Here is an 11,331-nt window from a genome sequence, read left to right as displayed (position 1 = left end):
CGCGTACACAGTCGGCCGGGAGGTCCGCGCGGCCTCGGCGAGAGCGGAGACGTTGGTCTCGCCCGCCTGCCACGCGGCGGCGACCAGGTCGGCCCGGCGTCCGGGCTTCGACCAGTCCCGCAGTGCGGCCATCACGTCGTCTCGTCTCGTACTCACACAACGACGGTCCTGTAAAACGGCTTTACATGGCAAGCAGCTTTACAGTGCTCGGCCGGAACTCGTCACCGGATGTCCGGATCGCCCCTGTGGAAGGGGAGTTGGCCGGATCGGGGCCGGGTGTCGGTGCCCCTGGCTACCGTCGTCCTATGGCGCTGGACGACGCGATCGACAAGGCGAGACAGGAACGGGACCGCCAGGACGAACAGGCGCGGCTCAAGGAGAAGTGGGAGACAGAGGCGCAGCAGCGGGTGCAGAAGCTGGCGGCCGAAGCGCTCGCCCGGCTCGCGCCGTACTGCCGGGAGACCTTGCACTTCTACCGCCCGGTTCGCGGGCCGCAGAACCGCACCACCTACCAGCCGGCCGGGGCGTGGTGGTGCTGGCGCATCAGGGACCTGGAAGGCGGGTCGGTCATCAATCCCCAGGTCATGCTGCTCGTTGCGACCCAGGACAGGAAGACGGTGCACTTCGCCGCGGTGACCCTGAGCCAGCCCAGGACCGACAAGGGCCAGTACCTGACGACGATGCCCGCCGACCCGGTCGGGCCGTTCCACTACTCCGAGCAGCACCCGATGGCGTTCTTCGGCCCGGAGTGGGTCAACTACCTGGAGCAGGACGTGGCCGACGCCATCGTCCGCTACGAACGCGAGGGCTGACCGCCCAAGCGGACGACACCTTCAAACCGAAGGCGCCCCTGACCTCGACGTCCCGGAAGGCCTCCGGGGTCGCGCAGGTCAGGGGCGCCTGAGAATCGCAGGGCGCCCTACAGCACCTTCACCAGGGCGTTCTCCTCCCAGCCGTCGCCCTCCTCGAAATACCCCTCCATGGCTGCGGAGTTCTCGACCCATCCGCCCTGCTTGGCGATGACCTTGCGGTCGTTGCCGGCGCGCTTGGAGCTGGTGGCCAGTCCGCGGCGCGGGGAGTGCCCGGTGGGCCTGAAGGACAGCTCGGCCCACCTGCCCAGCCGGGTGATGACGTCGCCGATGGTCTCCGGGTCGAGTCCGCCGTCCATGACGGTGAGCCAGCGGTTGTGCAGCGGCTTGTACGCGAAGTCGTCCGGGTCGGTCAGGTTGGCCTCCGCCTTCCAGGCCCGCCACGCGCGCACCGGGCAGCTGCTCGGCCGGGAGCCGAACGGCACCTTCACCTTCCTGGGCTTGATCTTCGACACCCGGACGTCGACCTCCATGCCGTGCTCGGTCTCGACGAAGTCGCGCACCCGCAGGAAGGCGACCTCGTGCTCGCGTCCGGCGATGGCGAAGCAGGTCAGCCCGATGGACCGGTCGCGGATGCCCAGCCGGGTGTCCGGGGCGGCGACCACGGTGGCGCGCAGGTGCTCGGCGAGCAGGGCGGGCGCCGGCCCCCGGCCCCGGGTCTCCTTGCTCTTCTCCAGCTCCTTCACCTTGGCCTTGAGCACGCGGCGGGCGCGGGCGGCCACGGTCTTGTCGAGGACCAGGCGGTGGTCGGTGCGGCCGGTGACGACCACGCCGGACAGGCGGCGGTCGATGGTCGAGGGGGCGGTGTAGGTGCCTTTCCTCCAACCGGGCTGCCACCACAGCCACTCGACGAACGCGGTCAGCGAGCCGGGCGTGATGGCGGTGACAGGCAGTTCGAGCAGCGCGCAGAACTCTTCCCACTGCCTCCAGTCGGCGGCGTAGGCGTCGGTGGTGTTGTCCGGCCGGAGGTTCTTCTCGTGCTGGGCGGATCGCTCCTCCAGCTCCTGGAGCTTGGCGAGCACGTCCGGGGTGAACGCCGCGGCGTTCGTCGCCGCGGTGGTGCCCGCCGGACCGGCCGACGCCGGCAGCACCAGCGAGGGGGTCACGACGTGGCGAACGTCCGTACTCGTCTCGGTCTGCTCCATGATGGCCCGTCACGCACCTTTGTTCGTAGCGTCGTTTGTAGCGTCTGTGTCCCGCATATGTCAGGTTATCCGGGACAGAAGGCGGACGGCGCGGCGGCCCCCCGGCGAGCCGTGTCCGCCCGCGCGGTCCGGCGTTGGTCCCGGTGTGACCGAAGAACCGGGTACCGCTCCGTCCTTCCGGACGAAGGAAGAGCTGCGCGCCTTCGTGCTGGAGCAGCTGGCCGATGCCGAGACGCTCGCGGCAGAGCTGCGCGACCTCAGCTCTCCGATGCCGGCGGACACCCTCGCCCGGGTCGCGGCGCTGCAGCGCAATTGGGAGCGGGTGGCGGCCGGGGCCGTGGACCTGGAAGTGCAGCGGGTCACCGTGCCCGACTTCCCGCCCGGCGGCCCGACGGACTGAGGTAGGCGTGAGCCCTTCCCGCGCGTACGCGTGCGCGCATAAAGGGGGGTCCAGAAAGTCCAGAAACTCGGCCGTCTCCCCGGTCCGGTCGGCGGCCGTGCGCGACAATCGCCGCGTGCAGACGTCGAAGTTCCTCTCGGTCCGCGCGCTCGACCAGCTCGTCGACGGCCTGGGCGCAGGCGCGGCGCGGCGGCGTCAGCTGGCCATGGTGCGCGGGGAGCTGGAGCGGGCGCTGGACCGGGGCGCGCTGCCGGTCGGTGCCCGGCGCAGTCTGCGGCGGCTCCTGGAGGAAGAGGCGCTCGACCCGTACGTACGGCTGGCAGAGTCCGGGACGCTGCGGCACCGCCGGGTCGACGGGGGCCTCCCGCCCACGTCGGAGGCGACCAACGAGATCCGCCGCAAGTGCATCGACCTGCTGCGCGAGGCGCTGGGCCTGCCCGCGCTGCGCCTGGGCGGCGGCGAGATCCCCCTGCAGCCCGCCCCGGAGGCGGCCACCCTGTCCGCGCTGTCCCGCCAGCTCGACCAGTACCTGGCCGGAGCGATGTCCCCGGCGCAGACCCGGCTGACGGCGCTGCTCGCCGTCGAGCTGGACACCGCGGCGCGCAGCGGGGAGCTGGTCGAGCTGCGCACCACCGACCTGGGGGAGGAGAACACCGCGGTGTACGTCGAGCGTCGCCCGCAGGGCGGTGGCGCCATCGAGGGGGAGTGGGTCGAGACCTCCGTGCTGACCCGGGCCGCGCTGGAGCGCTGGCTGGACGTGCGCAAGGACTTCGTCCGGCGGGCCCACGGCACCTCGAAGCTGTGGGTGTCGCTCTGGATGAACCACGACGGTGTCCTCGACGACCAGGGCAACACGGTGATCCGGCCTCCCGGGATGCCGCTGGAGGAGAACGGGCTGATCACCTCGTACCGGGTCGGCCGGCTGCGGTACGAGGGACTGCGCCAGCTGCTGCCGCTCAAGCTGGAGCAGCTGCGGCGTGCCGTTGACGCCGAACGCCAGCGCACCGCCGCGTAGTCCCTTCTCCTTGTTGCTGCCTGACCTGGTCTTTTGCCGTGCGGCGGCCGTGGCGCCCCGAAGGGCTTGTTATCGGCGGCAGCGAGGCGCTTGCGGTTGCTCTAAACGACGTCGTTTACTGGATTCATGCCACGCAAACGAATCACATTGCAGCTCTCGGTACAGCAGGCGGGCCGTCTCAGGCTGCTGATAAAGCGCCATCGGGAAGCCGAGACTCGGTTCTTCAAAAGCCTGGTGGAAGAACGGGCGGCGGACCTGGCCGAACCGGTGGACACCCCGCAGTGGGAGCGGGCCGTCGCACGCCTGCGCCGGCAGGCGCGCATGGAGGCGGCAGAGGTGCGGCCGGTGCGCTGGCCCGCCCTGGACGTGCTGATGGAACGGGCGCTCAAGGAGCGGCTGCAGCTGGAGGACCTGGCGGGGCCGTGGCTGCCGCTGACGGCGGGGGAGCGCACCCGGCTGTCGCTGTCGGGGCGGTGGCCGGCCTGCCTGTCCGGGTGCGAACACGGCACGGCAGAGCGGGCGTTCACGCTTGACGACACGGTGGTGCTGCAGTTGCGCACGGCGGCCTGGCGCGTCTCGGAACCGGTGCTGAAAGAGCTGGAGGAGAAGAACCTGATCGGGCCCCAGGCGGACCTGAGCGAAGAGGCCCGGGTCGAGCGCGACCGCCTGGCGGCGAAGCTGTACCCGTCCAGCCGGATTGCCCGAGAAGCGGTCGAGGACCACTGGCCGGACCCCGAAGACGACCAGGTCGCGGGCGCTGGCGCGGCGGGAAATATGTAACGACGTCGTTTACTCAAATCCGGCTCCGCGCGCACGTATTTAACGGCACTTTCGGGTTTCTCAATTCGAATTCAGAAACCCGCAATTGTGGTTTACGCTTTCCAGTGCTGCGGTATTCCATGCGGTACGGGATTCGACTCTGGAGGAACAGGCTGTGGGGAAGCAGAAGGGGTTCGGGCCGGTGCAGCTGGCCGACCACGCGGGGCTGTGCCGCTGGCAGGTGGACCGGGGCCTGGTAAAGGGCTTGGTGCCCCGGCCTGCGCTGGAGTCGGGCCGGTGGTCGGATGAGCAGGCGGACGATGTCGCCGCGCGCTCTGGGGAGATCCGCGAGGTGCTCGGCGATCGGCAGGGGTTCGGGGCGACGCGCACGGCCGAACTCCTGCAGGAAGCCACCGGGGTGGAGCTGTGGTCGTGCGACGTCGAGACGCTGGCGGCGCGCGGCCTGATCGACGAGACGGGGGAGTGGAAGGACCACACCCTGTACGACCCCCGGGTTGCCGCTGAGCCGTCAGCGGAGGTCGCCGAAGCACTGCGCGAGATCGTCGAGCAGCGGGTGGCCTGGTACGCGTCGAGCGCCACCCGGGAGGCGGCGGCCGGTCGCTGCGGGTGGACGGAGACGGAGTTCGAGAACCGGGCCCGGGAGGCGGGCATGAAGCCGGGACAGTTCGGCCGGTGGGCGCTGGAGGGCATCGAGCGCCTGGCCGGGGTCGAGGAACCGGACGTCGCCGGCGCGCGGATGCTCGGCCCGGATGAGGCGGCGGAGTACATGGGCGTGAGGCGCAGGGAGTTCGACTACTGCGTCGAGGCCGGGTGGCTGACGGCCGTCTCGCAGATCAGGCGCACGGTGTGGTCCGGGCAGTACCGCGGCTACAACAAGACCGTGGTGGTCCCGCTGTACCGGGCGGCGGACCTGGACGCGGTGCTGCGGATCGAGGACGTCGACTGGGACACGGTCCGCACGCTCAAGCCCCGGCAGGTCTCCCCCCTGCGGAAGTTCGTCTCACAGGCGCCGAAGCGGGCGGAGGCGGTGCGCGCGTTCGTCGAGCAGCTCCGCGCCGACCACGGCCTGGTCGCCTGGTGCCGGTACGCCAACCTGGCCAACCGCTGGATCGTCGACTGGGAGCCGCGCGAGGACGGCACGCCGACGGTCGAGGACGTCCAGGCGCTGGTCGCTGCCGATGCCGGGCTGGCGCCGTATGCCGACACGGTGCAGCTGCTCGGCGAGGTGGGCCGCGTCGTGCACTGGGCGCGGCAGATGCTGCAGCCCTGTGCCGCCGTTTTGATCGACACGGAGACGCACGCGCTGTGGGGCAGCGTCATGGAAGTCGCCGCGGTGGACTGCGCGACCGGCGAGACGCTGCTGAACACGCTGGTGAACCCGGAGGTGCCCGTGACCGACGGCGCGTTCGCGGTGCACGGCATCAGTGACGAGATGGTCGCGGACGCGCCCACCTTCGACCAGGTGCTGCCGGACCTGCTGAGGGTCACGGCCGGCCGGACGGTCCTCGCGTACAGCGAGGAGTACGACCGCACGGTCGTCAACGGCGACTGCCGACGGCTGGAGCTTCCCTCGGGACACCTGGGCAGGAGCGCGAACTGGGACTGCGTGATGGAGGCGCGCTCGACCTGGGAGGGCGTGCGCGAGTGGCTGCCGCTGGGCGGTGGTCACCGGGCCCTGGGCGACGTGCAGTGCGCGCTGGACGTGCTGCGGGAGTTGGCCACGGCCCCCTCGTGGGCGCGTCCCAAGGTCGCCGAGCAGGTGAGCGCGTGACGGAGTGGATGTGGCCGAGTGAGGCGGAGCAGATCCTCGGCCGGCCGTGGCGGGCAACCGAGACGGACCTGGTTGCCCGGCTGGGCGCGCTGCGCGACCTGCACGTGGGCGGTCTGCGCTGGAAGGAGGGGGACCATGTCCGGCTCCGGGTGGGCCACGCGGGCACGCTCATTGATGAGGGCCTGGAGGATGAGGGCGAGGACTGCCACATCCCCTACCGGGTGCCGCGCGGCACGTGCGGGCACATCTTCCGCGTCCGCCGGTACGTGTCTCCCTTCCCGTACGCCGTGCTGTTCCACGACCAGGCGGAGACGGAACTGAGCCTGGCGCAGGGCGACCTGGCGTACATCGGCGGCGACCCGTTCCACCCCCGCCCGCAGCGGGCGACTGCTCAAGAGGACCTCGAACGGGCGGGCCGACTCGGCTCGCCGTGGATTCCCCAGCCTCGTAGGAGGGTGTTCTAGATGCCGCAGATTCGCCTCATGGGCTCGGACTCGGCCGACGTGCAGCGCACGGCTGACGCGGTTGTGCGGGCGCTCCGGGCCTGGCCGGAGACCCGGGTCGGGGATGTCTCCAGCCCGGTGCCGAACCGGCGCGGTCCGGGCTGCCGCATCTACATCGAGGTCCTGGCCGACGTCGCCACGGACGGGGTCGAGGTCACGGTCGAGCGGGACGACCAGCCGCAGCAGCAGCCGGTACAGCGTCCGGCGCTGCCTGCCGGGCGGGGGCGCCGGCTTCCGCGCTGAGCGCCTCATCTCCGGTCGGAAATCAGGAACTTGCCCAGGTCATGCGGGCGGCTGGGCAGTGCCGAGCACGCCGCGCTCGCGCAGCTGGGCGATGTGCTCCAGCCCGCCCGGCCGGTACAGCGGGGCGCTGTCGACGTCGGCCTCGGCGGCGCGGACCCGGCGGGCGGAGCCGCTGCCGGGCTGCGGAGCGGCGGCAGGCTGGGGCTGCGGACCGTGGCCCAGCGGTCGGCGCGGGGTGCTCATAGCGGCTGATCGTACGGTGCCCCCCGACCGGCGTGACACCTCTTGCAACTCGGGGACCTGGTCGGACGCTGGGCCTCAGATCCGGGGCCGTTTTTATAAGAGGGCCGGTGACCGCGCAGGTCAGGGCCGGTCAGCCGGTGAGCAGGTCGGCGGCCTGGTCCAGGGCGGCGGCGTCGTCGAGCGTGGCGTTATACCGCGCGGCCTGCTCCGGCGTCCAATGGCGCCGCCGGTAGGCGAGCAGGCTGACCAGGTTGACGAAGCGGAAGTTCCCGCGCTGCTCGGCGACCAGGTGCCCGCCCTCGATGAGCTGCCCGACGGTGTGTGGGCTGAGGCAGAGCAGGGACGCGGCCAGCGGCACGGGGACGGTCATCTCCTCCCACGCGCCGACCCACAGCGGCTCGTCGTGCAGCTGCTCCTCGTCCATGGCCCCTCCTTCCCTGGTTGTGCGGTCAGCGTGGGCTGGGCGCGTTCTGCAGGTACTCCATCCGCTGCTGCGCACTGGTGAGGTGCCGCCGATCGAGCGCGGGCAACTGCCGCAGCAGGTTGACCAGCTCGGGCCCGCACTCGCGGGCTTCGGCGGGGTCCTTGATCTGCGTCCAGCAGTAGTGCGCGGACTTCGCGCCGTTGAGCACCTCGGTGGAATCCGGTGCCTGGTGCGCCAGTCGCGTGTGCGTCGCAGCGATCCACAGCTGGGTGGCGAACGTCCACCGGCTCGCGATCCGGGCGAGGTCCGCTCGGATCTCCGCCCACTGGGTGGCCTGGGGCGAGTCGGGACCGAACTGCTGCAGCGCGTGCTGCTCCCAGGCTGAGGCCAACTCGGCGGCCTCGTTGTGCCGTCCGGCCTGCGCGGTCTGCCAGATGTACGGCCGGGGGTCCTGCTGCTGCGGGGCCTGGACCGGCTGGTGGACGGGCGCGGGCTGCGGGGCCGGGGGCTGCCGAACGGCCGTCTGAGGGGCGGCGGGAGCCGGGCTCGGGTGCGGGGCCCGTACGGGTTCCTGGCGCTGCTCGGGACTGGGCTGGGCCGGTCGGACGTGGGGCTGTGCCGCGGACTGAGGCGGCACATGCGGCTGCTGCCGGACCGGTACCGGAGCAGGGCGCTCGGCCGGTGCCGGCAGGCGAGGAACCTGGACTGGAGCCGGTGACGGGTACGCGTACGTCTCGGCGGGGGCGGGCGCGGACGGGACGGCGTCGAGTCCCGGCGCTACTTCCTGCGGCTCGGGCCGTCGGCGGCGCGCGGGCAGGACGCTGGTGTCTCCGGCGAGCAGGCGCTGCAGGTTGGACATCGGCGGCCGGGGAGCGGGCTGCTCCTCCTCGTCGTCGTACGCCTCGATCTGCGGGGAGGCGGGCAGGACCAGGGCGCCGGGCGGGATGCCGGCGGCGGCAACGGTCAGCGCGTGCAGCCGCGGGGCGGTGGGTCGGTCGGGGTGGCGGCGCAGCTGCTCGACTATCTGACGGGTGTAGGGGCTGGTTCCGTCGGTGCCGGGGAACCCGGGCGGGCTGACCACGCCGTACGTGTCGGCGTTCACCGCGGGGAGCGTGCCCAGCTCCTGCAGCTCGGCCCATGCTCCCTTGTCGGCGACCAGGTCGAGCAGCAGCGTTGTCCACCCGGCGGGGCGCTGGCGCAGCTCGGTGTCCACCCATTCCCAGGGCAGCGCGGTGTAGCGGGTGTTCGAGGCGTTGGTGCCGGTCGAGGCGAGGTGGAGGCGGTGGCCCTTGCGGTCCACGGTCAGCCTGCCGGAGAGGTAGACCAGCAGGGGGCCGGGCGTCGCGGCGGCGGTCCTCAGTCGCAGCAGCAGGGTGTTCTGGTCGCGGACCCCGTCGAGGTGGACCAGGTCGGCGGGCAGCGTGCTGTTCAGCAGCACGGGCACGGGCACCACGGACAGCGCGGCGAGGTTCGCGCTCGGGTGAACCTGGATGGTGCGCCGGTGAACCGCCCGGTCGCCCGCGATCAGAAGTACGTGTCCTCGCTCCACCCCGTTGTTCTGCATGTCTGCACCGTACTCACCAACAGCGACAGCCCCGGCGGGGTTTCCGCCGGGGCTGTCTGGTCGTGCGGTGGTGTCAGATGTCGATGTCGATGTCGTCGACCGCGTGCTCGGCTCCCTCGGCGGGGGCCGACGGGCTGCTGAGAAGGTGCTCGGCGACCTGGTCCCCCAGGACCTCGCGCGCCTTGTCGTCTCCGTGGGCCATGGCCTGCCGGAACAGCTCCTGGTTCTCTGCCGAGTTGCTGAACACGTCGTACTCGGGGTGCGCCTCCCAGAACTGGCTGATCGCGGCGTCCCGTGCGTCGAGGGTGGCGCGCTCGGCCGGGTCGAAGGGGGCGGGGTTCTCGGGGAGGACGCCGGCGGCCTGGGCGGCGGGCACGATCTCCTCGTCCCACACGCACGCCGCGTACTCCGGGTCTTCGCCCGACTCGGCGATGTACCGCGCGCGCTGGTCGGTGCCGTACCCGGCGGCGGTCAGCGTCTGCTCGTACGCCTCATGCAGCTGCTGGTGCTCGGCGACCGCGTCGGCGGACACGGTGACCGGCGCCCACGGGTCGTGGGGTTCCGGCTGCTGGTGCTGCTCCTCGTTCACAGGCTGATCTCCATCTCGTCGTCCCGCTCGCGGTCCTTGTCGCTGCCGGCGTCGGCCGGGGTGGGCTCGAAGTGCCGGGTGTGGGTGGCGTGGTCGAGCCCCCGCGCGGTGAATCCGCGCTCGCCGTCGCCGCGGTGCTCCTGCTCGGCGGCCGTGATCTCACTGGTGCTGGCTCCGGAGGTGCTCACCAGGTGCCTGGCGTGCGCGGCCTGCGTCTCGTACGCGGCGATCTGCCCGGCGGTGACCTCCTTGCCCGCGGCAGCCTGCTGCTCCAACTCGGCGGCCGTCTTGTCGAGTGAGGACAGGACCGGGAGTAACCCGGCGATCTCCTCCTGGCGGGCGGTCTCCTCGCCGCTCTGCTCTGCGGTGTCGCTCATGGTCGTGACCTTCCTTGTCGGTGGATGCGGGCTACAGCTCGATGTCGAGGTCGTCGTCGACCTGCGGCGGCGCGGGCCCGGTGCCGGGCTCGTCGCGTACGAGGCGCAGATGCCGTTCGGGCTTCTGCGGGGCCTCGGGCTGGTGTGCGGGTTCGGGCGGCCACTCGGCGCCCTTGGGGCCGTGCACGGTCACCTCGCCCGGGTGGATCTCGGCCTGGACGCGGCCCCGGTAGACCAGGGAGCCGCCGTCGAGGAACTGCAGCGAGGGGTGCGTGCGCGGATCGTCGGCGGGCCGTACGGCGTCGCGTTCGGTGAGCGGCTCGGGGTCGACCGTGCGGCCGTCGATGGCCAGTCCCTTCGGGGAGACCTCGACGACGTGGCCGCGCCACTGCCGGATCAGCTTCCCGACGGCTGCGGTCGGCTTCACCGCTGCTGCTCTTCGCGCTCGGCGGCGGTCAGCTCGACGGGCGCCTCGTGCCCGGCGGCCTTGAGCAGCGCGGCGACGTTCAGCTCGTCGCCCGGCGCCACGGCCCGGGTCTCGCGTGCCTCGCTCGCGGCGACCAGGGCCTCCACGGTCCGGCTGATCGCCTCGACCCGGGCCACCTCGGTGCGGTGCTCCCACTGCTTCTCGGCGACACGGGTCTGGCCCTCGATCAGGGCGACGGCCACCTTGGTGCGGCCGTCGGTCTCCGCCATGGCCCGCTCGTGGCGGTGCTCGCGCTCCAGGCGGCGGTCGCCGCGCCACAACGGGGCGCACACCGCGTAGACGGCGGCGGTGCCCAGCAGCCACATCAGGGCGCGCAGTGCGGAGTCCGGCGTCCAGGCGGTGATGCCGAGCAGGGCGAGCGTCCCGCCGGCCGCGAACGCGAACCGGGTGATGTCGCTGTCGCCGTGCTCCTTGGCGGCGGACACGGTCCCGGCGGCGCCCGCGAGGACGGCGAGCAGTCCGCCGATCCACAGCGGCTGGGTGGATCCGTCCGGGAGCTGGTTGTGCCACGCCCACGCCAGCGCGGTCGCCGCGGTGGTGGCCAGACCGGGGGCGACCCGGCCGAAGTGCTCCCACAGCACGCGGGCCGCGGACTTCACCGGGGGCAGCGGCTCGACGCCCTGAACGTAGGGGGCGGTGATCTGGTGCTCGCGGCTGAGCAGGTACTCGGTCGCGTCGAAGGGCACGGGCTCGTTCACAGGTCCATCTCCATCTCGTGCTGGGGGGCGGGGTGGTGGTGCGATTCGGCGGGAGCCGCTGGGGCGGGCTCCTTGTCGCCGGCGAGTTCGGGTTCGCGCTCGGCGTGCTGGATGCGCTCGTGGTCGGCGAGGCACGGCTGAAGGGCCTGGCCCGCGTGGTCGACCAGGGCGCCGGGGGCGAGGGACGGGTGCCGGGCGTAGTTGCGGATGTCGTGTCCGGCCG

The 11,331-nt window shown here is 72.1% G+C and carries 15 protein-coding genes and 1 pseudogene; 7 read left to right on the top strand and 9 right to left on the bottom strand.

Going from position 1 to position 11,331, the window contains the following annotated elements:
* The first annotated feature begins 305 nt into the window (after positions 1-305).
* Positions 306-812 (top strand): hypothetical protein, encoded by a 507-nt coding sequence (locus IEZ11_RS49590; protein ID WP_189269711.1) that lies wholly within the window; start codon positions 306-308, stop codon positions 810-812.
* A gap of 107 nt (positions 813-919) precedes the next feature.
* On the opposite strand, the gene IEZ11_RS49585 is transcribed toward IEZ11_RS49590, so the two are convergent.
* On the bottom strand, positions 920-2,014 hold the full coding sequence (locus IEZ11_RS49585; protein ID WP_189269710.1) for a site-specific integrase: 1,095 nt from the start codon (positions 2,012-2,014) through the stop codon (positions 920-922).
* Positions 2,015-2,159: 145 nt separating this feature from the next.
* Here IEZ11_RS49585 and IEZ11_RS49580 point away from each other — a divergent pair, with 145 nt between their 5' ends.
* The 6 genes from IEZ11_RS49580 (at position 2,160) to IEZ11_RS49555 (ending at position 6,726) form a co-directional block, all read left to right on the top strand.
* Entirely contained in the window at positions 2,160-2,414 is a 255-nt protein-coding gene (locus IEZ11_RS49580; protein WP_189269709.1) for a hypothetical protein, read from the top strand.
* Between the two features lie 115 nt (positions 2,415-2,529).
* A complete protein-coding gene (locus tag IEZ11_RS49575; RefSeq protein ID WP_229713982.1) occupies positions 2,530-3,429 on the top strand; it encodes a hypothetical protein in 900 nt (299 codons plus the stop codon).
* A 126-nt stretch (positions 3,430-3,555) separates the two neighbouring features.
* Complete coding sequence (locus IEZ11_RS49570; RefSeq protein WP_189269707.1) at positions 3,556-4,209, top strand: hypothetical protein; 654 nt, start codon at positions 3,556-3,558, stop codon at positions 4,207-4,209.
* 154 nt (positions 4,210-4,363) lie between these two features.
* Positions 4,364-5,980 carry a 3'-5' exonuclease gene (locus IEZ11_RS49565; protein ID WP_189269706.1) on the top strand — a complete coding sequence of 539 codons (1,617 nt, stop codon included), beginning with the start codon at positions 4,364-4,366 and terminating at the stop codon, positions 5,978-5,980.
* Positions 5,977-6,444 (top strand): hypothetical protein, encoded by a 468-nt coding sequence (locus IEZ11_RS49560; protein ID WP_189269705.1) that lies wholly within the window; start codon positions 5,977-5,979, stop codon positions 6,442-6,444. Before IEZ11_RS49565 ends, IEZ11_RS49560 begins: the two co-directional genes overlap by 4 nt.
* The gene (locus tag IEZ11_RS49555; protein WP_189269704.1) at positions 6,445-6,726 is read left to right on the top strand and encodes a hypothetical protein; all 282 of its coding nucleotides are present in this window, start codon (positions 6,445-6,447) and stop codon (positions 6,724-6,726) included.
* A 39-nt stretch (positions 6,727-6,765) separates the two neighbouring features.
* On the opposite strand, the gene IEZ11_RS49550 is transcribed toward IEZ11_RS49555, so the two are convergent.
* The 8 genes and pseudogenes from IEZ11_RS49550 to IEZ11_RS49515 all read right to left on the bottom strand — a co-directional run.
* On the bottom strand, positions 6,766-6,969 hold the full coding sequence (locus IEZ11_RS49550) for a hypothetical protein (protein ID WP_189269703.1): 204 nt from the start codon (positions 6,967-6,969) through the stop codon (positions 6,766-6,768).
* Between the two features lie 130 nt (positions 6,970-7,099).
* On the bottom strand, positions 7,100-7,393 hold the full coding sequence (locus IEZ11_RS49545; protein ID WP_189269702.1) for a hypothetical protein: 294 nt from the start codon (positions 7,391-7,393) through the stop codon (positions 7,100-7,102).
* Positions 7,394-7,418: 25 nt separating this feature from the next.
* The gene (locus IEZ11_RS49540) at positions 7,419-8,957 is read right to left on the bottom strand and encodes a hypothetical protein (protein ID WP_189269701.1); all 1,539 of its coding nucleotides are present in this window, start codon (positions 8,955-8,957) and stop codon (positions 7,419-7,421) included.
* Positions 8,958-9,030: 73 nt separating this feature from the next.
* Positions 9,031-9,546 (bottom strand): hypothetical protein, encoded by a 516-nt coding sequence (locus tag IEZ11_RS49535; protein WP_189269700.1) that lies wholly within the window; start codon positions 9,544-9,546, stop codon positions 9,031-9,033.
* A complete protein-coding gene (locus IEZ11_RS49530) occupies positions 9,543-9,923 on the bottom strand; it encodes a hypothetical protein (RefSeq protein WP_189269699.1) in 381 nt (126 codons plus the stop codon). Before IEZ11_RS49530 ends, IEZ11_RS49535 begins: the two co-directional genes overlap by 4 nt.
* A gap of 31 nt (positions 9,924-9,954) precedes the next feature.
* Entirely contained in the window at positions 9,955-10,350 is a 396-nt protein-coding gene (locus IEZ11_RS49525) for a hypothetical protein (protein WP_189269698.1), read from the bottom strand.
* A complete protein-coding gene (locus tag IEZ11_RS49520; protein WP_189269697.1) occupies positions 10,347-11,108 on the bottom strand; it encodes a hypothetical protein in 762 nt (253 codons plus the stop codon). The genes IEZ11_RS49525 and IEZ11_RS49520 overlap by 4 nt, the downstream gene beginning before the upstream one ends.
* Positions 11,105-11,331: pseudogene (locus IEZ11_RS49515) on the bottom strand (DnaB-like helicase N-terminal domain-containing protein); the annotation flags it as partial. The pseudogene IEZ11_RS49515 and the gene IEZ11_RS49520, both read right to left, overlap by 4 nt.

Origin of the sequence: Streptomyces fuscichromogenes, from assembly GCF_014645815.1 — a bacterium.
Classification (GTDB): domain Bacteria; phylum Actinomycetota; class Actinomycetes; order Streptomycetales; family Streptomycetaceae; genus Streptomyces; species Streptomyces fuscichromogenes.
Note: the sequence above shows the minus strand (reverse complement) of the source record. Positions and strands in the feature narration are given on the sequence as shown.